We start from the raw sequence: 24890 nt of genomic DNA, 5'->3' as shown, positions 1-24890 counted from the left end.
GTCACCTCATTTACAATATAGTCTTGGTCAAAATAACATATGTATGTGACAAATGAATGGAAACATGTACAAGTTGATTTAGTAATAATGATTTAAATGTCTAGATAAGGGGATGGAGTATGATTGAATTGGAAATTAGGGTGGAGCGTCTTAGTAAAGAACAAATAGGCGATATTGTAGCATTATCTTCTTATATTGGCTGGGATTATAACAGAGAAGAAATTGATACAGTTTTTAACTCAGGTATTGTATACGGCGTATGGAATGAGCGAAAGGAACTTATTGCTAGCGCAGCAATAATATTATATGGGGAGGCGTTGGCATCTATCGGAATGGTAATTGTACATCCAGATTATAAGGGGAGAGGGATTGGAAAGATAATAACGGAAGCGTGCGTTACAAGCGTATCAGCTCAAACTCCAATTATGCTTATTGCTACGGATGAAGGGAAGCCTTTATATGAAAAGTTAGGATTTAGGGCAGTAAGTTATGTTTCTAAATACATATGTAACTCATACAATGCGAAAGATTATTGTGTAAGAAATGAAGATTATGTGATGAATTATGAAGAGGGTGATTTAGAAAAAATAATAAAAATAGATGAATATGGGTTTGGAACAAATAGAAAAGAGTTTTTAAAGAAAAGAATTATGCAAAGTGAGCAGTGTGTCGTTGTAAAGGATACGGAAGAAAATATAATAGGATATGGTTTAAGTATACAAACGCCAGAAAATAAAATAATAGGACCAGTCGTTGCTAAAAATAATGCGATGGCAATGAGAATGGTACATGATTTAGCAAGAGGGCATAATGGAAAATTAAGAATGGATGTACCAGAAGGAAAGAACGATTTCATGAAAGAATTAGAGATTGCTGGTTTTAAAAAGGTGAATACACCACCAATTATGATGAAAAATAGTAATCGGTTAATAAAAAGAAATAGTGAACTATATAGTATTGCAGCACAAATTTTTGGATAAAAAAGAATCCTTTTAAATGAAGGATTCTTTTTTTATCCCGCTATTTGCCGGACAGTAAGACTCCCACCCCAAAAATTCAGTGGAAGCAAAGAAGTTAGGTGGGGGATCAACAAACCACCACTGATTAAAGTTTCACTTTATCCAATTTAATCACGATATTGGTCATGAGTTGGCTGAAAGAGGTCTTCCTCGATATCTCTCACCATAGAAAAATTATCAACGTTATAATGACCGTGTAAAGTTTTATTGTGATGACCAATAATTTGTTCTGCAGACAATACGTTAGAATCAGTTGTTGAATGCCCGTTTTTAATTAATGTAACATCAAATCCTTGTACAGTTGCTGTCCTAACGGCAGTGTCAATACAATGTTCTGTTTTACATCCGCCTATAACAATATGATTAATGTTTTCTTCTTTTAAAAGCTCAAGTAAAGAAGTGCCGTAGAATGAATTGGTTGCTGCTTTATTAATAAAGATTGCAGACTGGGGTACTTGAATTTGATTATGTACTTCAAATCCTTCGCCACTACCAGAAGCAACATCGATATCTCTTACGAAAACAATAAGAGCATTTGAATCTATTGCTTTCTGCAGGGCTATATTTAGTGTAGATAATAGCTCGGTTTTACGAAAAACTTCATTTTCTTGCTCATTTCCATCAATTAATTCTTGCTGAGCGTCGATAATTAATAGTGCTTGTTTCATCGTGTCTCCCCTTTAATATGAAATAAGTTCCACTGTACATATTCCTTCAGATTGTTAGGAAATCCTCTATTGCAAGCGAAGTAGAAGATTGATTTACAAAGTTGTCAAAGAAATTTCATTCTCATAGCGTGTAAAAACATGTATGATAGGAGATGGAGAATTTTTGAGTAGGTGGGAATAACATGCAAACAGTAGAAGATTATCTTTCATTCTTACATACGAAAGGATTTAAATTATCAGAGGAAGCACAAGGGTTTATTATGTTTGGACAAGGATATACTGGTGCGTCTGATGGGATTGTGAACGCAGCAATAGAAGCGACAATTAAACATCAATTGCAGTTTGATGGTAGTTATTTCGTTGCGTTATTAGAACGATTGAAAGAGGAAGAAATTACAGATAAAAAAAGCGCTAAGGCTTTCATGCGGAAGTTACAAGCGTAACTTCACGCAGCCTGCGCTTCTTTTTTTGTTTTGGAAGGTAATTCAACAAAAATCATGCCTAGAAAAATACATAGACATCCGATAATAGCAGAAATAGAAAGTTGTTCATTTGCAACGAGAACGCCTGTTAATGCAGCAAAAACGGGCTCCATTGCGAAAATAATTGCTACTCTCGTTGGAGAAGTGTGTTTTTGTGCCGATGTGTGAATGAAAAAAGCAATAGATGTTGCAAACAAGGCAGTTAGAAAGAGTGCGAATAAAAAGGATTGATTCGTCCATAGTGATACTGAAAATAACTTTTCCAAATCTTCAAACAAGAAAGCGCAAATAGAAGAAAATATACCAACAGCTAATACTTGAGATGTGCTTAATAATAAAGGTGATATTTTCTTAGAAAAGAAGCCGTTAATAAGAATATGGGCAGCGAAAGCGACTGCACAACCAAGAACAAGTATATCTCCTATATTTAATTGGAAAGAATCAGCAGCTGTTAATAAGTACAAACCTGTTGTAGCTACAGCAATACCAAGTACGATGAAAATGGTGGCTTTTTGTTTTAAAAAGATAAAGGATAAGATTGGGACCATAACAATGCTTAGCCCAGTTAAGAAACCTGCCTTTGAAGAAGTTGTATAGAGTAAGCCAAATGTTTGTAATAAATAGCCGACAAATAAGAAGAACCCAACTATTAATCCAGCTAAACTACTATGTTTTAATTCTTGTTTTGAAGTTTTCTGTGAGAAAATAATTTGAACGAATAATAAAATAATTCCAGCGAATAAAAAACGAATACCATTAAACGTAAATGGACCAACGAAAGACATAGCGTTTTGAACGACAACAAACGTAGCTCCCCAAATAAAAGAGACAAATAATAAAGCAAGAGGAGCAATCCACTCTTTTTTCACACTCATACCCCCGTTAATTTTGTAAGATAGCTTTTCTAGCTAATTCATCAGCTACTTTATTTTGACTACTTGGAATCCACTTAATAAAAAAGAGATCGAAGTTTTTTATGTACTGTAGTGCTTCATCTAAAAGAGGTGCAAATATTTTATTTTTTGCGTATTCCTTTTCAACAGCCTGCTCAACAAGCTGCGAATCTGTACGAAAAGAGACAGTGCTATAATTATGCTCGATGCAATATTTTAATGCTAGAAGTAAAGCGCGGTATTCTGCTTCATGATTGGACATTGTTCCAAGTGGTACTGATAATTGTACAGGTGGCTGAACGCCTTTAATAAACACTCCTGCACCAGAAGGACCAGGATTTCCTTTTGATGCACCATCAATATATACTTCAATCAAAATGAGAAACCTCCAAATTATAAGATGATCCCCTACTTAAATATTTTTTTGAAGTAGGGGATAGAGTAGTTATCCGATTGTGATGCTGTAACGACATGTAAATGTTTCATTCGCTTGTAAAGATTGAATTCCCTTTTTGTCCTTGAAATCTTTTGCTGGATTTACTTCATCAGCGATTCCATACCAAGGTTCAATACATAAGAAAGGTGCGTTATTCCCTGGTGTCCATACGCCGACAAAGGGAAATCCATCAAATTCTACTTTTACAAATTTATTATGTTTATGAGAACGAATCGAAATTTCATTCGTATTCATATGTTCAAAAATAAGCGCATCATTTTTGAATAAATCATATGTAAGTGGCAATTCAGTCGTATTTTCAGCGATTAATTGCTTTTTGTTTGAAAGATAAGGTCCTTCTAATACGCTTGTTTCTAAGCGTTCCAAACCATTAAACGATAAGTGATAATCTGTAAATGATTCACCGTCCAATAAAGGGAAGTTGAATCCAGGATGTGCTCCGATTGAGAAGAACATTTCTTTAGAAGTAGGATTGTTTACTTCATATGTTACATGAACACTTTGTCCATCTAGCTCATAAGAAACGAGTAATTCGAATTCGTATGGGTATTTTTTTAATGTTTCTTCATTACTAGTAACGATATAAGTGATTTTTGTTTCGCTTTGTTCTTTCACAGAGAAAGTAAGATCACGAGCGAAACCGTGTTGTGTTAATGAATATGGTTTACCGTCTACGTAGTATGTATTATCTACTAATCGGCCGACAATTGGGAACAAAATTGGTGCACGGCGTCCCCAATAAGTAGAATCACCTTGCCATAAATATTCTATGTTGTCTTCTTTTAAGCGAACGCTCTGTAATTCTGCACCTTTGTCAGAAATGGAAACGATCACTTTTTCATTTTGAATTGTTGCTGTCATGAAGTGAAACCTCCTAAATCTTTCATATATTTTATTATACGTTGTCTAAAAGAAAAAAGGTAGTTCACGATAGGAATCTATTGACGAAAGAGGGGCTACCACGTAAAATATAATCTTGTTGCTTAAAAAACGAATAACGTGGTTCGAAACCATCCCACGTAAAAAAACTAAGGAGATTTTGTCATGAATATTAGAACATTAGTCGGTAATGGTATTTTAGCGGCATTATATATTGCTGTTTCTATGCTTATTCAGCCATTTGGCTTTACGAATGTACAGTTTCGTATTTCAGAGATGTTTAATCATCTCGTTGTATTTAACAAGAAAGCAATTTACGGAATTGTATTAGGTGTATTTTTAACGAATCTCTTTTTCTCACCTATGATCGCTTATGATTTAGTATTTGGAGTAGGGCAATCTATTCTTGCATTAGTTGCAACGATTATTTCTATGCGATTTATTAAAGGTGTTTGGGCTCGTATGATTTTTAATACAGTTATCTTTACGATTACAATGTTTATGATTGCAATTGAACTTCATCTTGCATTTGATCTACCATTTATGTGGACTTGGTTAACATGTGCAGCAGGTGAATTCGTAGTAATGGCCATTGGTATGCCTGTAATGTACTGGATTAATAAGCGAGTACAATTTGAAAGATTTATGTAATAGATGAAAGAGCCATTCCTTATATAGGATGGCTCTTTTTGTATGTGATTATATTGAATATAATACTGTGACTCTTGATAAAATATAATAAAATAAATTGAGGCTTCAATTAGCCGGATAAATAAGAAGTCTTACATAAGGGGAATGAAGTATGAAATATAAAATTCATTGGTTGTATAAAACGAAGCGCGGATTGCAGACGGAATTAACGACAGAGTATATGAACATAGAAGAAGTACTTCAATTTGCAGAGGATTTTGAGAAAACAGGAAGAGTAAAAGAATTTTCATTTTATGATGAAATGGACGCGGAATGGTCATTAAAAGAGATGAAAAAGTTAAGTAAGCAAGTAGAGGAAGAGCCCCAAGAAATACTCGTTTATTTTGATGGGGGGTATGATGTGCAGACGAAAGAGGCCGGCGTTGGTATATGTGTGTATTATAAAAAAGGAAATACAAACTACCGTATTCGCCGCAATGCATATATAGAAGGTATATATGATAATAATGAAGCGGAATATGCATCATTATTATACGGTATGAATATACTCGAGGAATTAGGGATTAAGTATGAAGCAGTTACACTTCGCGGAGATTCTCAAGTTGTACTGCAGCAATTAGCCGGAGAATGGCCTTGTTATGATGAGCATTTAAACCATTATTTAGACCAAATTGAGCAAAAGGCGAAGCAAATGAAATTAAAACTTATATGTGAGCCGATATCTAGAAAACAAAATAAAGAAGCACATCAATTAGCTACGCAAGCATTGGAAGGAACAGTTATTGATAGTCATAAAGAAATAACTGAATAGAGAGGTGCAAAGGTGGATAAAAAGCAACTCATTACAGAGGTAAATGACTTATTAGAAACGTATTGTGAAGGCTGTTTTTTGCGAGAACATAATCGAAAGACAAATAGTAAATATTATGCCCATTCATTTTGTATAAGGCAATGTACAGTTGGAGAAACATTGAAAAAGTATGGAGAACAGTTGTCATGAAAAAACATCCAGAGAAAATTCTCTGGATGTTTTTTAGTGTCTTGCTTCGTTTAGTTGATGCTCACATTTATTTAATTTCTTTTCCTCATTCATTAAAAATGGCTCATCTAAATCAGTTGCAACAGATTTCATAATTTCAAGCTGAGAGCGAGCTGCTTCTACAGCAGTAGTAGCATGCTCTAATGTATCTGGATCCATTGAAATTGTTGCTGATCCTACCATTTTTTGTGCTGTTTCTACACGGAATTTCACTTCTTCAAAATCATTTACTTCTGATCCCATTAATAATTCCTCCTTTGTATAGTGCGCATTTCACATAGTTTTTGCTCTGTAAAACGGAAATATACAAAGGAATAACAAAGGAGGTTACCAAGTAAGGCAACCTCCTGTTATATGTTGGATTAAAGTTTTACTACGTTAGCAGCTTGAGGTCCGCGGTTACCTTCAGTAATGTCGAAAGATACTTCTTGACCTTCTTCTAAAGCTTTGTAGCCGTCGCCTTGAATAGCAGAGAAATGTACGAATACATCGTCAGCGCCTTCCATTTCGATAAATCCAAAACCTTTTTCGTTGTTAAACCATTTTACTTTTCCTTGCATGTTACAATTCCTCCTAAAAGCGTTTACTATTTTCATTTAGTGAAATTCATTAAAAAAATAATATAAACTAAAAATGCTATATTCTTGAATATTCTGCTAAATGATTAATTTAAATATACACGAATTGGGAGAATTTAGTCAAGTAAGCGATTTTATTTTTTTGTATTTTTAAATAATTTTCCAGTCAAATTTTTAAATAGGTATAGGACAGGCCGAGTATGTAATATTCTTAATTGAATGCTATACATAATGAGGTGAAAGAATGAATAAGTCTTACTTATTAGATAATGAAGGAATGAGAACGAGAACCGACATACCGGATTGGGTTGCAAAAGAATTTGAGATTTTTTCAAATGTTGTGTTAGAACCAACTTTTCCATGTTATTTCGGTTTAACAGCTTTGAAAAAGAATGAACTTCGTTATTCATTTCTTTCTCATAATGATTGGAGTCATTTGCCGCATACAATGTTATCTTTTTTAGAGTTAATGAAAGAGAGACCGATTGTAAGAAGGGGCTTTTTCCTTTTTGTAGAACCGGAATGTGAAGAACAATCACTCGAATATTACCGTGATTCTTTTTGGAAAGTGTTACAGTATTTACATGAAAACGATAATCAAGCATGGCCAAAGCAAATTCCTGAAGACCCAGACCATTATTTATGGGAATTTTCATTTGGTGGTGAGCCAATATTCGCATTTGGAAATGCGCCAGCTTATAAACAACGAAAAACTAGACATTTAGGGAATTCTCTCGTTATTGGGTTTCAGCCACGCACTATTTTTGATGGATTAGAGGGAGATCGTCCTAAGGGAGCATATTCAAGACAAATGGTCCGTGAGCGAGTTGAAAAGTGGGATCAATTGCCGAAACATCCTAACATTAGTCATTATGGTGACCCAGAGCATCGTGAATGGAAACAATATTTCATAGGAGACGATGTAGAGCCAATAAAAGAGAAATGTCCTTTTCTTCATAGGATAGAAAAGTAAGAGCCATCATCTAGATGGCTCTTTTGTATATTTTGGATAAAAAAGGGTATTTTATTATGAAAGCTAGTCTATTTTTTTAATTACATCATTAACTAGTAGTAAAGAGAGTAGAAAGGATAGAGCGATGATTGGAGCAATTATACAGCAAATCGTATTAGGTATATCATTAGCTGCGCCAGTAGGGCCGATTAATATTGAAATGTTAAAACGAGGAATTGAACGTGGGTTTTGGCACGCTTGGGTTGTTGGAATTGGTGGAATGACTGCAGATGTTTTATTTATGCTTCTCATTTATTTCGGTCTATCTTCTGTGTTTATGTATACATATGTACAAGCCCTCATGTATTGCACGGGTTTTTTCTTGTTATTTTATTTAGGATTTCAAAGTGTAAAACAAGGAATTTTCGACTCGAATATGGAATATAAAAAAGAAGAGGTAGGTGGCCTTAAGCAATCGTTTATGGCAGGATTTTTAATTGCGATATCCAATCCATTAAATCTTGTTTTTTGGTTTGGTATATACGGAAGTACACTTAGCTCATTACTTACGAAGGTAACGAAACAAGAAGCTTTTTTGTACAGTCTTTGCATTATTGTTGGTATTATTTTATGGAATTTAAATATTGCTTTTTCTGTACATTTTGGAAGAACTTTATTAAAACCAAAAGCGCTTGGCTACATAACGGCCGGAGCAGGTATTATTTTAGTAGGTTACTCTATACATTTTGCATACAAAGCTTTACAGTTGTTCACATAAGATTGAAGGGGAGATTTTTATGTATCGAACCACTATTGACGGAAAAGAAATTATAATTACGTTAGCGCCAAAAATCCGAAAAGAAATTACTGATAGAAATCCACTATATGAAGCGGTATTTCATAATGCTGCAAGATTGTTACAAACAAAGCAACCGACGTTTGCAGTAAATCATGAAATATTTGGGCTCATTATTGGAGAAGTGCAAAGAGGAGAAGTAACAGTGTTTGCAGTGGAACATATTATTCCGAAGCAAAATATATTTGGACCAAACAATTTTTTCTCGACAATAGAACAGCAGGCAAATTTGTAAAGTGAATAGAATAAGAATAGAAAAGAAATAGTCGTAACGATATGTTGCGGCTGTTTTTTGGGAAAAGGGGGAAACAAGATGAAGAAAGTGGGGAAAGAGTTCTTTTTACAACATGATATTGTTATTATGTATAGCATTCTATTTATTTTCATTATTATTTTAAAAATGCAATTTTTTACGTGGTTTGGCATGTTAGCATGTATGTTTGGGATTGTTTTCTATACACTTAATGAATATATGACACATCGTTTTTTATTCCATATAAAGCCACCTAAAAACACATTTCTATTAAAAATGTTAAGAAGATTGCATTATGATCACCACGTATATCCAGATGATTTAAAACTTTTGTTTTTACCTGTATGGTTTAGTATACCTAGTTTTACTATATATTTACTTATAGCATATGGTATTACAAAAAGTGTTACTATTACACTTTCATTTGGAATCGGAATGATTATTATGCTGCTCGTTTACGAATGGAAACATTATATTGCTCATAGACCGATTCGTCCCGTCACTAAGTTTGGAAGATGGCTAAAAAAACAACATATATTACACCATTATAAAAATGAAAAGTTTTGGTTTGGTGTTTCAAATCCAGTATTTGATTTTATATTTGGAACACTGAAAGACGGAAAAGATGTTGAGCTAAGCGAAACGGCTCGTAATTTAGAAAAGGAAAAAAAGACAAAAGTAGTGCGTTAAGCACTACTTTTGTCTTAATGAGGATAAATAAGTAAAGTGTCACTTTATTTTGAAAAAGTATATTAAAAATTTAGGGGAAATTGCCGAAAAATGTCTATCAAAAAATCTTTGCATGAATGCATGGATTGACTAAAATGAATATAAGTTTCTGAATATTTATAAAATTTAGTCTTTAGGTATGCAAGGGGGAAGTGTATTTCAAGTAAGAGAGGGGATCGGTTAATGAAACGAGACGATACGTCAGCACGTAAGTTGCAAAATGAGGTGAATTATACAGAGGTCGTTCAGTCGGAAGAATTTCAATTGTTATTAAATACGAAAAAGAAGTTTATCATTCCAATGAGTATTTTCTTTTTTAGTTTTTTTATCGCATTACCTATTCTAACATCGTATTCAAAGGTGCTTAATACACCTGCATTTGGAGACGTTACATGGGCGTGGGTATTTGCTTTTTCCCAATTTATCATGACATGGGCACTATGTATGATTTATAGCAAAAAAGCAGAATCATTTGATGAAATCTCCCGGAAAATTCTGCAAGATATGCAAAAAGGGAGGGGCTGAACTTGAATACGACTGCATTTGCACTATTTGTAATTATTGTTCTTGGTACGCTCGTCATAACCTATTTTGCATCGAAAAAAACGAAAAATGCGAGTGAATTTTATACGGCTGGAGGGGGATTAACTGGTTGGCAAAATGGTCTGGCCATTGCTGGAGATTACATGTCTGCTGCTTCATTTCTCGGTATAGCTGGAGCAATCGCATTAACTGGGTTTGATGGATTCTTTTATAGTATCGGTTTTTTAGTTGCTTATTTAGTTGTACTATATCTTGTTGCAGAACCGCTTAGAAATTTAGGAAAGTACACTTTGGCGGATATGATTGCAGCACGCTTTGATGCGAAAAAAGTTCGCGGAGTTGCAGCTCTTAATACGATGACGATTTCTATTTTTTATATGATTGCACAATTAGTTGGCGCGGGTGCACTTATTAAATTATTATTAGGGATTGAATATACGACATCTGTATTAATCGTTGGAACACTTATGACGGTGTATGTTATTTTTGGTGGTATGACAGCAACGAGCTGGGTACAAATTGTAAAGGCTGTATTACTTATGGCTGGTACGTTTATTATTTCTGTTATCGTTTTCGCAAAATTCAACTTCAGTGTGACTGAAATGTTCGCTCAAATGAAAACAGCTACACCTTTAAAAGATTCATTTTTAAATCCAGGTGTAAAGTATAAGGATGGTCTTGATACACTGTCTTTAAATTTAGGACTAGTACTTGGTACAGCTGGATTACCACATATACTTGTCCGCTTTTTTACAGTACGTGATGCAAAAACTGCACGTCAATCTGTCGTATATGCGACGTGGTTAATTGGTGCATTTTATATTATGACGATTTTCTTAGGATTTGGTGCGGCAGCGTTTGTAGGAAATGAAGCGATTATTAAAGCGAACCCAGCTGGTAATATGGCGGCACCTTTATTAGCCAAAGCGTTAGGTGGAGACTTCTTATTTGCTTTCGTATCAGCAATTGCTTTTGCAACGATTTTGGCTGTAGTGGCAGGTCTTGTATTAACAGCAGCATCAGCATTCGCTCATGATTTTTATAATGAAATCATTCGCAGAGGGAAATCAACGGAAAAAGAGCAAGTATCTATGGCTCGTTATGCATCTATTGGAGTAGCGATATTATCCATCATACTTGCATTATTTGCCCAAACATTAAACGTAGCATTTTTAGTATCATTAGCATTTGCAGTTGCAGCGAGTGCAAATCTACCAGTGATTTTATTTACAATATATTGGAAGCGTTTTAATACGACGGGTGCTATTTCTGGTATGATTGTGGGTCTCGTATCAGCTATTGTTCTCGTAGCGTTGAGTCCGAATGTTTGGAACCCTGTAGCTGGAAAAGCTATTTTTGTTGGGGAAGCGATATTTCCATATACGACACCAGGAATTATTTCAATTCCGCTCGGATTTCTTGCAGCATATTTAGGAACTGTTTTATCTAGTAAGAAAGAAGATGCAGCGAAATTTGATGAAATTCTCGTAAAATCTAATACTGGTCACGGTATTAGTGATGTGTCTTCACATTAAATAAAAGAGGAGCTTTTCGATAGATAAGAAAAGCTCTTTTTTCTTTTGTCATTTTCTTGTAAATATTACTGATTTGTAAGTAGGATTTGTCTTAATTTTGTGGAATGAAAATAGCAGGGAGAAATTTAAGTCATCATGGCACCAGCGCAGCTTTTGTGAAAAATAAGTTGTTATGGAAGGTGGAAGTAATGATGAAAACGAAGCAAACTGATGAATTATTAGCAAAAGATGAGCAATATGTTTGGCACGGAATGCGTCCCTTTAGTCCAAATAGTACAATGGTAGGGGCAAAAGCTGAAGGGTGCTGGGTTGAAGATATACAAGGAAAAAGATATTTAGATGGTATGAGTGGCCTTTGGTGTGTCAATAGTGGATATGGAAGAAAGGAGCTCGCAGAAGCGGCTTATAAGCAATTACAAACATTATCATACTTTCCAATGTCACAATCCCATGAGCCAGCTATAAAGCTTGCTGAAAAGTTAAATGAGTGGCTTGGGGGAGAGTATGTTATTTTCTTCTCAAATAGTGGTTCAGAAGCGAACGAAACAGCTTTTAAAATAGCAAGACAATACTATGCTCAAAAAGGTGAACCACATCGTTATAAATTTATGTCACGTTATCGTGGGTATCATGGGAATACAATGGCGACAATGGCAGCGACGGGACAAGCGCAGCGTAGATATCAATATGAACCGTTTGCTTCAGGTTTTTTACACGTAACACCACCGGATTGTTACCGTATGCCTGGGATTGAAGGGCAGCATATTTATGATGTAGAATGTGTGAAAGAAGTCGATCGTGTTATGACGTGGGAATTAAGTGAAACAATTGCCGCTTTTATTATGGAACCAATTATTACAGGCGGGGGCATATTAATGCCACCACAAGACTATATGAAAGCTGTTCATGAGACGTGTCAAAAATACGGTGCCTTGCTTATTAGTGATGAAGTAATTTGCGGTTTCGGTCGTACAGGAAAAGCATTTGGGTTTATGAATTATGATGTGAAGCCAGATATTATTACAATGGCAAAGGGCATTACGAGCGCATATTTACCATTATCTGCAACAGCTGTGAAAAAAGAAATATATGAGGCTTTTAAAGGTAAAGGAGAATATGAATTCTTCCGCCATATTAATACATTTGGTGGAAATCCAGCAGCTTGTGCATTAGCACTTAAAAACTTAGAGATTATGGAAAATGAAAATTTAATCGAGCGATCTGCGCAAATGGGTTCCCTTTTATTAGAGCAACTAAAAGATGAAATTGGGGAACATCCGCTTGTTGGGAATATTAGAGGAAAAGGCCTATTAGTTGGAATTGAATTAGTAAATGATAAAGAGACGAAAGAGCCAATTGATAACGACAAAATTGCAAGTGTTGTAAATGCTTGTAAAGAAAAGGGCTTAATTATAGGACGCAATGGTATGACAACAGCAGGGTATAATAACGTCTTAACATTAGCACCGCCGCTTATTATTTCAAGTGAAGAAATTGCCTTTGTTGTTGGAACGTTGAAGACGGCGATGGAACGTATTTAATAAATAGAGAGAGGAGCGAGCTTTAATATAAGGCTCGCTTTTGTTTAGTAGGAGGGGACTTTTAATGGATAAATATGATCCGAACAAACATTATCACATCGGATATTATGAAGACGGATATGATTTAGAAGTGACGGCGTACAAAAGAATACATGAACCAGTTTGGGATGCTTATCTTCCGCACTATGAGGTAGACGATTTTTATAAGAAAGTGGAGGAAATGAAACTGGGTGAATATATAGATGATTATGGTATTAAGGTGTATTCATTTAGTAATGATATCAATGATGAAGAAGCACGAACTATTTTTGAAAAATGGTTAAAAAAGAACGAGATTGTTTAAAGATAAAACAAAAGGGAGATTGCTATCTTATAAGATAGCAATCTCCTTTTATTATAGTAAACTTATTTACTTGCTTTCATTGCTTTATCTTTTGCACCAAACGTGTATTTTAACATTGGTGGTGTAATCATTGTAGTTAAAATAACGACAATAACGATTGCTGTAAAGTAATCTTGTGCCAATAGACCTGAAGAAAGTCCTGTTCCTGCGATGATAAGTGCAACTTCACCACGAGAAACCATTCCAGCACCGATAATTGCAGAAGACTTAGCGTCAAATCCAGTCATTCGTGCACCGAATCCACAGCCGATTAATTTCGTTAATACAGCGATAACAGTTAATGCTAAGATGAACCAAATTTGATTGCCAATACCGTCAAATGTAATATTCATACCGATACTAACGAAGAATACTGGAACGAACATAGCGTAAGCAATTGGTTCTACTTTCTTTTCTACTTCATGTTTGTAGTTTGTTTGAGAAATTGCAATACCAGCAGCGAAAGCACCGATAATACCAGCAATTCCTAATAGTTCGCCGAAATATGCGAATGAGAAACAGATGATAAGAGCTGCGCTCACGATAGACTCAGATACGCGCAGTGGTGACAACCAACGCATAATTGCTGGAACACCTTTCCATCCGATTAAAATAATAGAAGCGAAGAATACTACTTTCTTCAAGATAATCATTGTTAAGTTAACATCATCAGTGCCTAAGAAGCTCATTGCGAATGCTAATAAAATAACAACAAGAATGTCATCAAATACAGCGGCTCCAAGCATCGTCGTACTTTCACGTGTTTTCATTTTACCTAAATCACGAAGTGTTTGTACGGAAATACTAACACTTGTCGCACATAGAAGTAATCCTAAGAATACAGCGTTTCCTTGTTCCATTCCCATAACAAGGCCAGAAACGTAACCACCTACGAATGGAAGAATAATACCTCCGAGTGCAACTGCTAAAGAAGAATTACGATTTGCGTTTAATTCTTCTAAGTCTGTTTCAAGTCCAGCCATAAACATTAAGAGAATAACCCCGACATTACTTAATTGAGTTAGAAGCTCTGAATTTTCAATCCAACCTAATACAGCTGGACCGATAACGATACCGACAATTAATTTACCTAGTACAGAAGGTTGACCTAATCTAACACTAAGATCACCAGCAAGCTTTGTACTTAATAAAATAAGTGCAATTTGAAAGAAAAATTCGAATTCCATCTGATCCTCTCCTCATCATTTTTAGTTTTATCATACGATTTCTCGGAATTTGCCTAATGAAAATATGTAAAACCCATTAAACAAAAGGGTCTAATTACAAGTTCTTTTGAACTCGTAACTTGAACCTGTAATTAATATATAATATATTTTGCAAAAAATCAATGAAAAAATGGGAGCTTTTTTAGAGAGAGACGGTGTTATTAGGTATATACATATAAGAATAGTGTGTGAATTTTTATATGTATGAAATAGTATGAAGTCCTTTTTCATTACAAATAATAAAGCCTACATACTATTTCACGAATTATAAATGTGAAAAGGAGGTTTTATCATTTGAATTCATTAAAAAATAACTTGTCTATTGTTGCTTTAGGTGGAGTAAATGAAATAGGAAAAAATATGTATGCTATTCAATATGAAAATGATATTGTCGTCATTGATTGTGGGTCTAAATTTCCAGACGAAAGTTTATTAGGGATTGATTTAATAATTCCAGACGTCACATATTTGCAAGAAAATAAAGAAAAAATTCGCGGTTTAGTAGTAACGCACGGGCATGAGGACCATATTGGCGGAATACCATATTTTTTAAAACAACTAAATGTACCAATCTATGCAACAAAGTTAACGTTAGGTTTAATTGAAATTAAATTAAAGGAACACAATCTTCAAAATGATACGGAATTAATCGTTATTCATTCAGAATCAGAAATTGATTGTGGTTCTATTAAGGCAACCTTTTTTAAAACGAACCACAGTATTCCGGATTGTCTCGGTATTGTTTTTCATACACCAGAAGGCACTGTAGTACATACAGGCGATTTTAAATTTGATTTAACACCAGTAAATAATCAACATCCTGATATTCATAAAATGGCTAAAATAGGAAGTGAAGGTGTACTAGCTTTATTATCTGAAAGCACAAATGCAGAACGCCCAGGTTTTACTCCATCAGAAAGGTCAGTAGGAGAACGGGTAGAGGAAATATTTATGAAAGCAAATAGAAAAGTAATTATTTCTACATTTGCTTCTAATGTGAATCGTGTTCAGCAAATAGTTGAAGCTTGCATAAAAACAAATCGAAAATTGGCTTTGCTCGGGAGAAGTATGGTAAATGTAGTAGAAGTTGCTCTGGAGAAAGGTTATTTACATATTCCAGAAGGTATGTTAATTGAAGCAAATGAGGTAAATCGTTTAGATCCAAAGCAGGTTGCAATACTTTGTACAGGAAGTCAAGGAGAACCAATGGCAGCTTTAGCGCGTTTAGCTAGTGGAAACTATAGACAAGTGGATATTTTACCAGAAGATACGGTTATTATAGCCGCGACCCCTATCCCAGGAAATGAACGTAACGTTTCTCGAATTATCGATAATTTATTTGCATTAGGAGCAAAGGTGATTTACGGATCAGGTAGTTCTACTGGAGTGCATGTATCCGGTCATGCATATCAAGAAGAGTTGAAGTTAATGCTTACATTAATGAAGCCAAAATATTTTATTCCAATTCATGGAGAGTTTAGAATGCTACATCACCATAGTTTGTTAGCAGAATCAATTGGTGTCGAAAAAGAAAATATCTTTATCGTTCGTAATGGAGATGTTGTAGATATTAGTAATGAAGTGGCCGTTCAATCTAGAAAAATACAGGCTGGAAATATATATGTAGATGGATTAGGAATTGGTGATGTTGGAAATGCCTTATTACGTGATCGAAAACAACTTTCAGAAGATGGAATGCTCGTAATAGTTATTACCTTTAATAAAGTGGATGGAGAAATTATTTCCGGTCCTGATATTATCTCTCGTGGATTTGTCTATGTTCGTGATTCAGAAGAATTTTTAAAGGAATTAAATAAATTAGCTGTTATTACAATTAATAATTTGAAGAAAGAGAATGTGAATAGCTGGGGTATTTTGAAAAGGGAGGTAAGAGAAGCGTTAGGGAAGTATATATATACAAATACAAAACGAAAGCCGATGATTCTTCCTATAATAATAGAGGTTTAAGAGTTAATAAAAAGAATTCTCGTAGGGGAATTCTTTTTTGTTTTGAAGACAGAATGAACATATAATGAAATAAATAGAAATGGAAGGAAATAAAAGATGTTATTAAATAAACGTTTTACAATTGGAGAAATGGCAAAAATGCATAATATAGCGGAATCTACTTTACGCTATTATGATGAGAAGGGAATTTTTCATCCGTCCACTGTCGACCCGCAAACAAATTATCGCTATTACACAATCGATCAATTTTCACTATTAGATACGATTAAGTTTTTACGCCAATTAAACATTCCATTAAAGGAAATTAAAAAATATATTGATGAAAGAAATCCAGCATATGCACTCAATTTACTGGAAAAACAACAAGAGATGATGTTGAAAAAACAAAGAGAAATTGAGTATGCTTTGGCGAAAATGGAGCATAGAATTCATTTAATTAAGGAAGCAACAAAAGCAAAAGCTGAACAAATGGTAATAAAAGAGATTCCGCAGCGAAAAATAACAGCTATTGCGGTTGCCCCGAATACGACGGATGATATGTTTGAGTACTACATTCATTCGTTGCAAAAAAATATGAGGCAAATGGATGATAGCTTATTTTCTGGAGATATCGGTGTAACAGTCGCGAAAAAAGGATTAATGCAAAATGAGTTTCAAGCATATAGCAGTGTTTTTATTCTTTTGGATTACATGCCTTTTGAAGTACAGAGTTCAGATGAAATTAAAGAAGGTATGTTTGCCTGTGTATATCATCATGGGCCATATGAAGAAACTGATGAAACATATAAGAAGCTAATGAAATATATTGATCAAGAAGGATACGAAATAAGTGGAGATGCAATTGAGATTGCATTAATTGATTGGTCTGTAACAGAAAATCCAGAGGAGCAAGTAACAGAAATTCAAATTCCTATAATGAAAAAACAAAGCAATAAGTTATAGGACTCGTATAATTACAAATGAGCATCAAACGCGATAATTAAGTCACCTATTTTTTAATTCTCTATTGACCTTAAAGTTACTTGAAGGTTTAAACTAAGAAAAGAGAGTTGAAAAAAAGGAGCATATTAGAGTATGGAAGCAACAGAAAAATTAAGAGAAAAACCAATTAAAAGTTTATTTATTTCTTATTTAATACCAGCCGTCCTCGGAATGGTATTAATGTCAGTGAATATTGTAATTGATGCGGTTATGATTAGTAGAGGAGTTGGGGCGAACGGTTTAGCAGGAGTGAACGTGGCTATTCCAGCCTTTTCGATTTTCTTCTCTATTTCATTATGGATCGGAATGGGTGGGGCAACGTTATATTCCATTGCATTAGGTGAAAATAAACGAGAGAGAGCAAGGTCTATTTTTACTCAATCAATGACGGTAGCAGTTGTTATCGTAGGGATTTTAGCAGCGATTTGCTTATGGAGAATAGAAGATTTAGCATACTTATTTGGTGCAAATGAAGTAATTTTACCATATGCGTTAGACTATTTACACGTATTATTAACATTTGGAATGATATACGTTTTAGAAAATATTTTAAGTACATTTATACGAAATGATGGAAATCCTAATTTAGCAATGGCTGGTCTTGTTGTAACGGCTGTATTAAACATAGTGTTTGACTATATCTTTATTTTTATCTTTGGATGGGGCGTTACAGGTGCTGCTTCAGCGACTATTCTTTCGGCAGCGGTTGGTTTCCTTGTATTACTAACGCACTTCTTTAGAAAAAGTAGTATTTTAAAGTGGACGAAATTTCATTTTGAATGGGATACTGTCAAACAAATTATGGTGATTGGTTTCCCAAGTTTTACAGCAGAAAGTACGGTTGCAATCGTAACGATTGGTTTTAATATCGCATTTGTCCAATATGCAGGAGAAGTAGGAGTAGCTTCCTATGCGATGGTGAATAGTATTCATGCAATGACATTACTATTATTCTTTGGTGTTGGAGCAGCATTACAGCCAATTGCTAGTTTTCATTACGGGGCAAATTTATCAGAGAGACTTCGTGAAGGACTGAAGTTTGCTGTGAAAATTGCTGTTGTCCTCGGAGGCATTGCGATAATTGTCGGATTATTCTTCGGGAAATATATCATTGGTTTATTTGATGTTCAATCTCCAGAATTATTGGAGTTAACCTTAACAGGTATTAGTTTATTCTTTATCCAATACGTATTTTTAGGTTATAACATTGTGTATGGAGAGTACTTCCAATCAGTGCGACAAACGAAGAAATCAGTACTTATTATAATGAGCCGAGGATTACTATTTATTATTCCATTGTTATGGATTATGCCGAAATTATTTGGTATAAATGGAATTTGGCTCGTTATGCCAGTTGCTGAAGTAATGACAGCAATTATCGTATTTACGATGAATCGTATGAAACATCCTGTTCCATTAAATATGGCAGGAGAGAAAGAAGCGATATGATAAAAAATCCCCTTAAGCAATTAAGGGGATTTTTTATTCCTTTAAACTAATCGCAAAAGATCCAGCCGTCTCTTGAACAGAAGCAAAGGCAACGTTTTTAATATTTGTAATTCCTTTTTCTTTTAATTCTTTATATAACCATTTTTCATCTTTATGTATTAACTTTAAGTTATCATATTGAATTTGTGAATCGACGATAAGTGCAATTGGTAATCCAGCATACTTAACATCTATGTTTAAATCTTTTGGAGTTAATGGTACAAGTTCTCTTTTTGGTAAAATACTAATAGCGCCGTTCGCTTCTAAAATAGCGTATTCAATTTCATGAACACTTGGATATCCTGCAACGCGAAGATTAGAAAGCAATTCTGCAATGGGGTATCTACTTTTTTGTAAGTTCTCAAAAATAATATCACCATGTTTAATTAAAATGATAGGGTGTCCGAGAATAAAACGATTTAGTTTGTTGAATAGGCTTAATTTTGTAAGGAGTAAATGTAAACATGTGATAACAACCATACCGAGAAATGCTTGTAAAGCACCAGAGACGGGTATGGCCTGGAAAGCTAAATAAGATAAAAAAATTATAGCCCCAAAATCATGAGGAGTTAGTTGCGCTAACGCGGATTTACCGAGTAACTTAAGCGATAGTAAAAATAAGATAAAAAAGAACGACACGTTACATAAAAAGAGAAGCAATAGAGACACTCCTTCGTGTAAAGTTGTACTTACTATTCCCGAAAGTAATATAAATATTACCTTTCAGAGGATAAATTAGGGTTTATTGGAATTTGTCTGTATACAAACAAATAAATGGATATTATCATGAAGGAAGTAAAAGAAAATAGGAGTATATGAATATGAGAAAGAAGAAAATAATGAAGGGCATTTTAGTTGTTATAATGATTTGCGCCGTGTATGCGGGGTTTTTACAATATCACATTTATAAGCATGGGCATATGAATGCAACATACGATGCTGATTACATAATTGTACTAGGATCGAAAGTAAATGGGACGAAACCATCTTATTCATTGCAATATCGTATTGATAAAGCAGCTGAATATTTAAAATCACATGAGAAAACAATCGCTATCGTATCTGGAGGACAAGGAAAAGGCGAAGACATTTCAGAAGCATTAGCAATGAAACAAGGACTAATAAAACAAAATATCGCAGAAGACCGCATTATAATGGAGGACAAATCTACGAGTACAGATGAGAATATTACATTCTCAAAACCGTTAATTCCAGCCGATATGAAAAAAGGTATGATCGTAACAAACGATTTTCACATGTTTAGAGCGAAAAAAATAGCGGCCAAACAAGGTTTACAATTAGAAGGTCTTCCGGCAAAAACACCGAAACCAATCATCGTTCCATCGAATGTACGAGAATATTTAGCAATTACACAGTATTGGTTTATGAATCGAATATAGTGAAAGTGATCCCGTCTGAAACTCAGGTGGGATTTAGTTTGAGGAAAATCTTACAAATATGTCACGTTCGTGAAAGGTAAAGCGATAGTTTCTAGAATGATTTCCTGACATAATGAAGGTAACAAAAACTATTTAGAGGTGAATCGGATGAAAGGAAATAATATTTTATCTTCGTTATGTTACTTTAGTATCTTTTTTGCACCATTTTTACTACCAATTATCGTGTACTTTGTTGCAGAAGATGAAGTGAAGTATCACGCGAAAAAAGCATTTTGGTCACATGTTTTCCCATACGCAATCTTATTTGGAGGACTAGCAGTATCAGGCATGTACGGTTTAGGTTTCAATCAATCTGACGGTGCTGGAATTGGAATGGCTATCACATATGCAGTGTTCATTCTTGTAGGGATTTACTACTTCATTTGGAATATCGTAAAAGGTATTAAAGTTTTGAAAACGGCGTAATAAGATAAGTATAATTTCATTTACCGTATTGATAAACGTTTTAAAAAGGAGCAATTCAAAAAGAATTGCTCTTTTTGTGCTTATAAGTTGTGAAAATTGAAAAAGATATGTTAATTTTTCATTATGAAGAGAAAAAAGGAGTGATTTTCATGAATGAGATCATACATAAGATGGAGCAACATGTTTCAGTTCGTAAATATAAAGAAGAATCAATTCCGAAAGATGTAGTAGAAAAGATGGTGCATGCTGCGCAACATGCAGCTTCATCACATTTTGTACAGGCGTATTCTGTTATATATGTAACAGATCAGGAATTAAAGGCTAAACTAGCAGAGCTATCCGGAAATCGCCATGTGAAGGACTGTGCAGCATTTTTTGTTTGTTGTGCAGATTTAAAACGACTTGAAATTGCATGTGAAAAACATAGTACAGAGATAAAGCATGAGGGAGTAGAAGACTTTATCGTTGCGACGGTAGATGCTTCACTTTTTGCGCAAAACTTAGCACTAGCGGCAGAATCATTAGGATACGGTATTTGTTATATTGGTGGTATTCGTAATAATCCGAGAGAAGTGAGCGAATTGCTTCATTTACCGGATAAAGTATATCCTGTATTTGGAATGACAGTCGGTGTACCAGATGAAGAACATGGAGTTAAACCACGTTTACCAGTAGCAGCAGTTCTTCATGAAAATGGATATGATGAACAAAAATATGATGAATTACTAAACGAATATGATGAAACGATGAACGCGTATTATAAAGAAAGACCATCAAACAAGAAAAACGTAACATGGACAGAATCAATGAGTTCGTTTATGTCTAAAGAAAAAAGAATGCATATGAAAGAGTTTTTAAGTGAAAAAGGATTAAATAAGAAGTGAGTAAAGAGGCAAACCTGTGATGCAGGTTTGCCTTTTTTGGAGGAGAAAGGTCATTGTCTTCGAATAAGTATAGAGGGAGGGGATAATATGAAAAAAGCTTTAATCTTTTTATTTGATGGATTTGCAGAATTTGAAGTGAATATAGCGAGTTTATTTTTGATCAGTAAGAAATTCGAAATAATAACAGCAACAGTAGATGGAAAAACAGTTACAGGAGAAGGCGGGTTTTTGTGTCAACCACATGTCTCTATGGAGCATATTGAAGTAGCGGACTATGAAGTGTTTATCGTACCAGGAGGACATATTTTTGATCATTTAGAAAATGAACAATTGTTATCTATCGTGAACGAATTACATAAGCAAAATAAATGGATAGCGGGTATTTGTGCAGGAACATCTTTACTACATGCGGCTGGAGTGCTTAATAAGAAGAAATTCTCAACATCATTAACATCTGGTGAAAAACACTTAGCGAATTTACATGAATGGGAATATAAACAAAATAAAGATGTAACTGTTGATGGAAAAATAATAACAGCGGTAGGGTCTGCGTACGTTGAATTTGCTACTGAAATAATGAAGCAACTCAATTTATTTAATGAAGGTGAAGCGAAGGAGAACCTGCAATATTTTAAAAATGTAACAGAGATTTGTGATAAAACTTTAGTATAAGTGAATAGTTTGATTGTTAATACCTAAGCCCAGAAAGTTGTTTATTCTTTCTGAACTTAGGTATTTTGTTTGTTATCATATACATAGAAATAAAAATTAATAATTTTTTACAAAAGTGATAGAAAATGAGAATGAAATGCCAATAGTAAGTAAAAGCAGCTGCTAAAGGGGAACGGAGGAAGGAAGAGGCTTATGATTTTCAATTCTGAAGAGGATTTAATTATAGCTATGAAAAAACATGATCAAGATGCTTTGAAAGAAGTGATTGATCAATATGGAAAATTAATTTTGTACATTATTCATAAATCATTAAGTACCCCTATTGAAAAACAATATGTGGATGATTGTTATAACGATGTATTTACTGTCATTTGGTTTAATATCGACCAATTTGATACAGACAAGGGAAACTTAAAATCTTGGATGAAAGGCATTGGAATATAAAAAGAAAGTATATAAAGAGAATACAATCGATAAAGACGTAGAAATAGATACAGGTGTACAGGATAGGTATGAAATAGAACAAGAAGAAGAGATTATGGAAATAGTTCAAGATTTAAATAAGAAATATCGATATATTTTTTTAAAGAGGTATATTGATGGATATTCCATTGACGATATTGCGAAAGAATTAAAAGTAACGGCGGATTATATATACAATCGAATTTCTCGTGGGAAGAGGAAACTTCAAAAACTGTGGAAAGGGAGTGTGTAATATGGATAAAAGATTATTATCGATGTTAAATGAGCTCCAATATTCAGAGGAAGAAATTACACGTTTAGAGAAAGAAGCAAATGAGTCCATCAATATAGATAAGTATTATGTGAAAAACGGGAAGTTATTGAAGAAATTAACGATGCAAATGTTGGAAGAATTAGTTCGTAAAGAGTTACAAGAAGGAGAAAAAATCGAATGTGAAATATTAGTAGAAGAGGGGAGTCTTGTAAATTCTAAAGTTATACCGAATATATTCACGACAGGTGCTACTTTTTATTATTACATTGTTTTAACGAATACAAGATTACGAATTAAATCGTTAGATTGTTATTTCAAAAAAATAAATGAGTACAATGTGCTAATTAGCTCAATTCAAGCGGTTTCGAGACATAAAAAAATGAAGAATGTATATGGAATTACTATAGATAATAACTATATACAATTAGGAAGTACCGAGCATGAACAAGAATTAAAAAACGTAATTGAGAAGCTAAAACAACGTGGAGTGAAAGAAGAGAGATATAAAGATTTTGAAAAAAGTTGGCTGATTTTTTTCAATATGTTTGTAATAGCGATAGGTGGGCTTCTAGTTTTAAAATATTTAATTTGAAAATAAAAAGCGGCATAATAGCCGCTTTTTATCGTTATCACGTTTAAAAATATAACGATACTTCATTTGAAACCTATCTGTTATGGCACAAACTAAAGCACCTTTTATAACAAATGCAAACTTTCAATAAGAAGATATATACCTGTGCAGCTCAAAAGAATATACGTAAATATTTTAAAAATTCGTTGATTAAGCCATTTGAAAATAATTTGACCTATAAACAAACCTAAAAATACAATTGGAATGGCATAAAAACTTGATTCCCAAATGGTTTTGTTTGTGCCAGTAAAGAGTATTTGAGTTACTAGACTAATGAAATATATAAACAGATAAAAAGCTAATGTAGTTGCTCTTAACTTCTCTTTTTCAGTATTAGTTCCTGTAAAATAAAGTAACAGGGGTGGACCTGGCATACCGATACTTGTCGTTAAAAGACCAGATAATCCGCCAACTATGAAATCTCTAGATTGTGTTGATCTAACCTTAACGTTGCATATTAGCAACAATGTTAATAGTAAGAGTAGGATGCTAACTGCTAATTTAAAAGTGTTTATGTTAACGGAAATGAAAATTAAAATGCCAAAAGGAACACCAACTATACTTCCAAAAATAAACCTTTTCAGTAGAACAAAATCAACGTCCATTCTTATTTTCCAAATAAGTGAAATGGAGATAATTAAAGATAAAATAATGTTTATTTGTATAGCTTCTTGTGGTAGAAATAACATAAGTAAGAAAGGGGTTGCCATTATGGAAAAGCCAAAACCTGTACTTGCTTGCAGAATAGAAGCTACTAATATAATACATATGAAAATGAATGTGATACCCAAAACAGCCCTCCTATTTAATCAAGTTTAACTAGTTAAAGTCTATTATTTAAGTGCAATGTTTCACAAATTTATTTGTATTTTAACATAAATATCTAGTTTTTTCTCAAATAGTGTTGCCATATAAGGCTCTTTAATTAAAAAATCTGACTTGTATTTTTAAACAATTTTATTATGGGGAAACAAATAAGGAA

The 24890-nt window shown here is 33.9% G+C and carries 30 protein-coding genes, 1 pseudogene and 1 riboswitch; of the genes and pseudogenes, 22 read left to right on the top strand and 9 right to left on the bottom strand.

Features of this window, described 5'->3' with window-relative positions; genetic code table 11:
- The first annotated feature begins 119 nt into the window (after nucleotides 1-119).
- The gene (locus MKY38_RS13995; protein WP_341049136.1) at nucleotides 120-980 is read left to right on the top strand and encodes a GNAT family N-acetyltransferase; all 861 of its coding nucleotides are present in this window, start codon (nucleotides 120-122) and stop codon (nucleotides 978-980) included.
- A gap of 146 nt (nucleotides 981-1126) precedes the next feature.
- Here the strand turns inward: MKY38_RS13995 and MKY38_RS13990 are convergent, their stop codons facing one another.
- Nucleotides 1127-1687, bottom strand: coding sequence for a cysteine hydrolase family protein (locus tag MKY38_RS13990; RefSeq protein ID WP_070179991.1), 561 nt, complete (start codon nucleotides 1685-1687; stop codon nucleotides 1127-1129).
- A gap of 182 nt (nucleotides 1688-1869) precedes the next feature.
- Here MKY38_RS13990 and MKY38_RS13985 point away from each other — a divergent pair, with 182 nt between their 5' ends.
- Nucleotides 1870-2130 (top strand): DUF6123 family protein, encoded by a 261-nt coding sequence (locus MKY38_RS13985; protein WP_001195212.1) that lies wholly within the window; start codon nucleotides 1870-1872, stop codon nucleotides 2128-2130.
- Between the two features lie 2 nt (nucleotides 2131-2132).
- On the opposite strand, the gene MKY38_RS13980 is transcribed toward MKY38_RS13985, so the two are convergent.
- From MKY38_RS13980 to MKY38_RS13970, 3 genes are all read right to left on the bottom strand, one after another.
- On the bottom strand, nucleotides 2133-3038 hold the full coding sequence (locus tag MKY38_RS13980; protein ID WP_341049135.1) for a DMT family transporter: 906 nt from the start codon (nucleotides 3036-3038) through the stop codon (nucleotides 2133-2135).
- 13 nt (nucleotides 3039-3051) lie between these two features.
- The gene (locus MKY38_RS13975; RefSeq protein WP_065224004.1) at nucleotides 3052-3438 is read right to left on the bottom strand and encodes a reverse transcriptase-like protein; all 387 of its coding nucleotides are present in this window, start codon (nucleotides 3436-3438) and stop codon (nucleotides 3052-3054) included.
- A gap of 69 nt (nucleotides 3439-3507) precedes the next feature.
- Complete coding sequence (locus MKY38_RS13970; RefSeq protein ID WP_114555615.1) at nucleotides 3508-4380, bottom strand: aldose epimerase family protein; 873 nt, start codon at nucleotides 4378-4380, stop codon at nucleotides 3508-3510.
- Nucleotides 4381-4512: 132 nt separating this feature from the next.
- Nucleotides 4513-4557: riboswitch (PreQ1 riboswitch) on the top strand.
- A gap of 6 nt (nucleotides 4558-4563) precedes the next feature.
- Here MKY38_RS13970 and MKY38_RS13965 point away from each other — a divergent pair.
- From MKY38_RS13965 to MKY38_RS13955, 3 genes are all read left to right on the top strand, one after another.
- Nucleotides 4564-5049 carry a QueT transporter family protein gene (locus MKY38_RS13965; protein ID WP_001026471.1) on the top strand — a complete coding sequence of 162 codons (486 nt, stop codon included), beginning with the start codon at nucleotides 4564-4566 and terminating at the stop codon, nucleotides 5047-5049.
- A gap of 151 nt (nucleotides 5050-5200) precedes the next feature.
- Nucleotides 5201-5860 carry a ribonuclease H family protein gene (locus MKY38_RS13960; RefSeq protein ID WP_065224005.1) on the top strand — a complete coding sequence of 220 codons (660 nt, stop codon included), beginning with the start codon at nucleotides 5201-5203 and terminating at the stop codon, nucleotides 5858-5860.
- 12 nt (nucleotides 5861-5872) lie between these two features.
- Nucleotides 5873-6049 (top strand): zinc-finger domain-containing protein, encoded by a 177-nt coding sequence (locus MKY38_RS13955; protein WP_000358801.1) that lies wholly within the window; start codon nucleotides 5873-5875, stop codon nucleotides 6047-6049.
- A gap of 33 nt (nucleotides 6050-6082) precedes the next feature.
- Here MKY38_RS13955 and MKY38_RS13950 read toward each other — a convergent pair whose 3' ends face one another.
- Nucleotides 6083-6331 carry a DUF2564 family protein gene (locus tag MKY38_RS13950; protein WP_000534392.1) on the bottom strand — a complete coding sequence of 83 codons (249 nt, stop codon included), beginning with the start codon at nucleotides 6329-6331 and terminating at the stop codon, nucleotides 6083-6085.
- 119 nt (nucleotides 6332-6450) lie between these two features.
- A complete protein-coding gene (gene cspB, locus MKY38_RS13945) occupies nucleotides 6451-6648 on the bottom strand; it encodes a cold shock-like protein CspB (RefSeq protein ID WP_001161731.1) in 198 nt (65 codons plus the stop codon).
- A 262-nt stretch (nucleotides 6649-6910) separates the two neighbouring features.
- Between cspB and MKY38_RS13940 the strand changes: the two genes are divergently transcribed.
- From MKY38_RS13940 to MKY38_RS13905, 8 genes are all read left to right on the top strand, one after another.
- Entirely contained in the window at nucleotides 6911-7639 is a 729-nt protein-coding gene (locus MKY38_RS13940; RefSeq protein ID WP_065224006.1) for a YqcI/YcgG family protein, read from the top strand.
- Nucleotides 7640-7763: 124 nt separating this feature from the next.
- Nucleotides 7764-8396, top strand: a complete 633-nt coding sequence (locus MKY38_RS13935; protein WP_000578570.1) for a LysE family transporter — start codon at nucleotides 7764-7766, stop codon at nucleotides 8394-8396.
- Between the two features lie 19 nt (nucleotides 8397-8415).
- The gene (locus tag MKY38_RS13930; RefSeq protein WP_000286361.1) at nucleotides 8416-8709 is read left to right on the top strand and encodes a hypothetical protein; all 294 of its coding nucleotides are present in this window, start codon (nucleotides 8416-8418) and stop codon (nucleotides 8707-8709) included.
- Between the two features lie 78 nt (nucleotides 8710-8787).
- On the top strand, nucleotides 8788-9417 hold the full coding sequence (locus MKY38_RS13925) for a sterol desaturase family protein (RefSeq protein WP_000755397.1): 630 nt from the start codon (nucleotides 8788-8790) through the stop codon (nucleotides 9415-9417).
- A gap of 222 nt (nucleotides 9418-9639) precedes the next feature.
- Entirely contained in the window at nucleotides 9640-9981 is a 342-nt protein-coding gene (locus MKY38_RS13920) for a DUF485 domain-containing protein (RefSeq protein ID WP_000817366.1), read from the top strand.
- 2 nt (nucleotides 9982-9983) lie between these two features.
- Complete coding sequence (locus tag MKY38_RS13915) at nucleotides 9984-11534, top strand: solute symporter family protein (protein ID WP_065224007.1); 1551 nt, start codon at nucleotides 9984-9986, stop codon at nucleotides 11532-11534.
- A gap of 191 nt (nucleotides 11535-11725) precedes the next feature.
- On the top strand, nucleotides 11726-13075 hold the full coding sequence (locus tag MKY38_RS13910) for an aspartate aminotransferase family protein (protein WP_070179992.1): 1350 nt from the start codon (nucleotides 11726-11728) through the stop codon (nucleotides 13073-13075).
- Nucleotides 13076-13139: 64 nt separating this feature from the next.
- Nucleotides 13140-13418 carry a DUF3986 family protein gene (locus tag MKY38_RS13905; RefSeq protein ID WP_114555614.1) on the top strand — a complete coding sequence of 93 codons (279 nt, stop codon included), beginning with the start codon at nucleotides 13140-13142 and terminating at the stop codon, nucleotides 13416-13418.
- A 62-nt stretch (nucleotides 13419-13480) separates the two neighbouring features.
- Here MKY38_RS13905 and MKY38_RS13900 read toward each other — a convergent pair whose 3' ends face one another.
- Nucleotides 13481-14644, bottom strand: a complete 1164-nt coding sequence (locus MKY38_RS13900; protein ID WP_065224010.1) for a cation:proton antiporter — start codon at nucleotides 14642-14644, stop codon at nucleotides 13481-13483.
- Between the two features lie 333 nt (nucleotides 14645-14977).
- Here MKY38_RS13900 and MKY38_RS13895 point away from each other — a divergent pair, with 333 nt between their 5' ends.
- The 3 genes from MKY38_RS13895 to MKY38_RS13885 all read left to right on the top strand — a co-directional run bounded on the left by MKY38_RS13895 (nucleotide 14978) and on the right by MKY38_RS13885 (nucleotide 19081).
- The gene (locus tag MKY38_RS13895) at nucleotides 14978-16651 is read left to right on the top strand and encodes a ribonuclease J (protein WP_078385001.1); all 1674 of its coding nucleotides are present in this window, start codon (nucleotides 14978-14980) and stop codon (nucleotides 16649-16651) included.
- 96 nt (nucleotides 16652-16747) lie between these two features.
- Entirely contained in the window at nucleotides 16748-17593 is an 846-nt protein-coding gene (locus tag MKY38_RS13890) for a MerR family transcriptional regulator (RefSeq protein WP_070179993.1), read from the top strand.
- A gap of 132 nt (nucleotides 17594-17725) precedes the next feature.
- Nucleotides 17726-19081 (top strand): MATE family efflux transporter, encoded by a 1356-nt coding sequence (locus MKY38_RS13885; protein ID WP_000388393.1) that lies wholly within the window; start codon nucleotides 17726-17728, stop codon nucleotides 19079-19081.
- 33 nt (nucleotides 19082-19114) lie between these two features.
- Here MKY38_RS13885 and MKY38_RS13880 read toward each other — a convergent pair whose 3' ends face one another.
- A complete protein-coding gene (locus tag MKY38_RS13880) occupies nucleotides 19115-19780 on the bottom strand; it encodes a DUF421 domain-containing protein (RefSeq protein ID WP_000923921.1) in 666 nt (221 codons plus the stop codon).
- A 161-nt stretch (nucleotides 19781-19941) separates the two neighbouring features.
- On the opposite strand from MKY38_RS13880, the gene MKY38_RS13875 reads away from it, so the two are divergent.
- From MKY38_RS13875 to MKY38_RS13850, 6 genes and pseudogenes are all read left to right on the top strand, one after another.
- Complete coding sequence (locus MKY38_RS13875; protein WP_001227677.1) at nucleotides 19942-20520, top strand: YdcF family protein; 579 nt, start codon at nucleotides 19942-19944, stop codon at nucleotides 20518-20520.
- Between the two features lie 147 nt (nucleotides 20521-20667).
- Entirely contained in the window at nucleotides 20668-20985 is a 318-nt protein-coding gene (locus tag MKY38_RS13870) for a DUF4870 domain-containing protein (protein WP_000678055.1), read from the top strand.
- Between the two features lie 149 nt (nucleotides 20986-21134).
- On the top strand, nucleotides 21135-21869 hold the full coding sequence (gene nfsA / locus MKY38_RS13865; RefSeq protein WP_065224012.1) for an oxygen-insensitive NADPH nitroreductase: 735 nt from the start codon (nucleotides 21135-21137) through the stop codon (nucleotides 21867-21869).
- 87 nt (nucleotides 21870-21956) lie between these two features.
- Nucleotides 21957-22541: a type 1 glutamine amidotransferase family protein gene (locus MKY38_RS13860; protein WP_065224013.1), complete on the top strand. Its 585-nt coding sequence runs from the start codon at nucleotides 21957-21959 to the stop codon at nucleotides 22539-22541.
- Nucleotides 22542-22733: 192 nt separating this feature from the next.
- Nucleotides 22734-23256 (top strand): annotated as a pseudogene (locus MKY38_RS13855) (sigma-70 family RNA polymerase sigma factor).
- 1 nt (nucleotide 23257) lies between these two features.
- Entirely contained in the window at nucleotides 23258-23869 is a 612-nt protein-coding gene (locus MKY38_RS13850; RefSeq protein WP_065224015.1) for a flagellar motor switch protein FliG, read from the top strand.
- Nucleotides 23870-23973: 104 nt separating this feature from the next.
- On the opposite strand, the gene MKY38_RS13845 is transcribed toward MKY38_RS13850, so the two are convergent.
- Entirely contained in the window at nucleotides 23974-24699 is a 726-nt protein-coding gene (locus MKY38_RS13845) for a sulfite exporter TauE/SafE family protein (RefSeq protein WP_006922654.1), read from the bottom strand.
- Between the last annotated feature and the right edge of the window lie 191 nt (nucleotides 24700-24890).

Source organism: Bacillus sp. FSL R5-0585 (assembly GCF_038004545.1).
GTDB lineage: Bacteria > Bacillota > Bacilli > Bacillales > Bacillaceae_G > Bacillus_A > Bacillus_A cereus.
This window is presented reverse-complemented; position numbering and strand designations above follow the sequence as displayed.

Excerpts from the sequence above, each read along its gene's own strand:
- MKY38_RS13930 (WP_000286361.1), top strand. The coding sequence starts at position 8,416 with ATGTATCGAACCACTATTGACGGAAAAGAAATTATAATTACGTTAGCG.
- MKY38_RS13890 (WP_070179993.1), top strand. The coding sequence starts at position 16,748 with ATGTTATTAAATAAACGTTTTACAATTGGAGAAATGGCAAAAATGCAT.
- cspB (WP_001161731.1), bottom strand. The coding sequence starts at position 6,648 with ATGCAAGGAAAAGTAAAATGGTTTAACAACGAAAAAGGTTTTGGATTT.
- MKY38_RS13910 (WP_070179992.1), top strand. The coding sequence starts at position 11,726 with ATGAAAACGAAGCAAACTGATGAATTATTAGCAAAAGATGAGCAATAT.
- MKY38_RS13950 (WP_000534392.1), bottom strand. The coding sequence starts at position 6,331 with ATGGGATCAGAAGTAAATGATTTTGAAGAAGTGAAATTCCGTGTAGAA.
- MKY38_RS13970 (WP_114555615.1), bottom strand. The coding sequence starts at position 4,380 with ATGACAGCAACAATTCAAAATGAAAAAGTGATCGTTTCCATTTCTGAC.
- MKY38_RS13860 (WP_065224013.1), top strand. The coding sequence starts at position 21,957 with ATGAAAAAAGCTTTAATCTTTTTATTTGATGGATTTGCAGAATTTGAA.
- MKY38_RS13985 (WP_001195212.1), top strand. The coding sequence starts at position 1,870 with ATGCAAACAGTAGAAGATTATCTTTCATTCTTACATACGAAAGGATTT.
- MKY38_RS13875 (WP_001227677.1), top strand. The coding sequence starts at position 19,942 with ATGAGAAAGAAGAAAATAATGAAGGGCATTTTAGTTGTTATAATGATT.
- MKY38_RS13885 (WP_000388393.1), top strand. The coding sequence starts at position 17,726 with ATGGAAGCAACAGAAAAATTAAGAGAAAAACCAATTAAAAGTTTATTT.
- MKY38_RS13850 (WP_065224015.1), top strand. The coding sequence starts at position 23,258 with ATGGATAAAAGATTATTATCGATGTTAAATGAGCTCCAATATTCAGAG.
- MKY38_RS13990 (WP_070179991.1), bottom strand. The coding sequence starts at position 1,687 with ATGAAACAAGCACTATTAATTATCGACGCTCAGCAAGAATTAATTGAT.
- MKY38_RS13965 (WP_001026471.1), top strand. The coding sequence starts at position 4,564 with ATGAATATTAGAACATTAGTCGGTAATGGTATTTTAGCGGCATTATAT.
- MKY38_RS13940 (WP_065224006.1), top strand. The coding sequence starts at position 6,911 with ATGAATAAGTCTTACTTATTAGATAATGAAGGAATGAGAACGAGAACC.
- MKY38_RS13870 (WP_000678055.1), top strand. The coding sequence starts at position 20,668 with ATGAAAGGAAATAATATTTTATCTTCGTTATGTTACTTTAGTATCTTT.
- nfsA (WP_065224012.1), top strand. The coding sequence starts at position 21,135 with ATGAATGAGATCATACATAAGATGGAGCAACATGTTTCAGTTCGTAAA.
- MKY38_RS13935 (WP_000578570.1), top strand. The coding sequence starts at position 7,764 with ATGATTGGAGCAATTATACAGCAAATCGTATTAGGTATATCATTAGCT.
- MKY38_RS13900 (WP_065224010.1), bottom strand. The coding sequence starts at position 14,644 with ATGGAATTCGAATTTTTCTTTCAAATTGCACTTATTTTATTAAGTACA.
- MKY38_RS13995 (WP_341049136.1), top strand. The coding sequence starts at position 120 with ATGATTGAATTGGAAATTAGGGTGGAGCGTCTTAGTAAAGAACAAATA.
- MKY38_RS13905 (WP_114555614.1), top strand. The coding sequence starts at position 13,140 with ATGGATAAATATGATCCGAACAAACATTATCACATCGGATATTATGAA.
- MKY38_RS13920 (WP_000817366.1), top strand. The coding sequence starts at position 9,640 with ATGAAACGAGACGATACGTCAGCACGTAAGTTGCAAAATGAGGTGAAT.
- MKY38_RS13925 (WP_000755397.1), top strand. The coding sequence starts at position 8,788 with ATGAAGAAAGTGGGGAAAGAGTTCTTTTTACAACATGATATTGTTATT.
- MKY38_RS13960 (WP_065224005.1), top strand. The coding sequence starts at position 5,201 with ATGAAATATAAAATTCATTGGTTGTATAAAACGAAGCGCGGATTGCAG.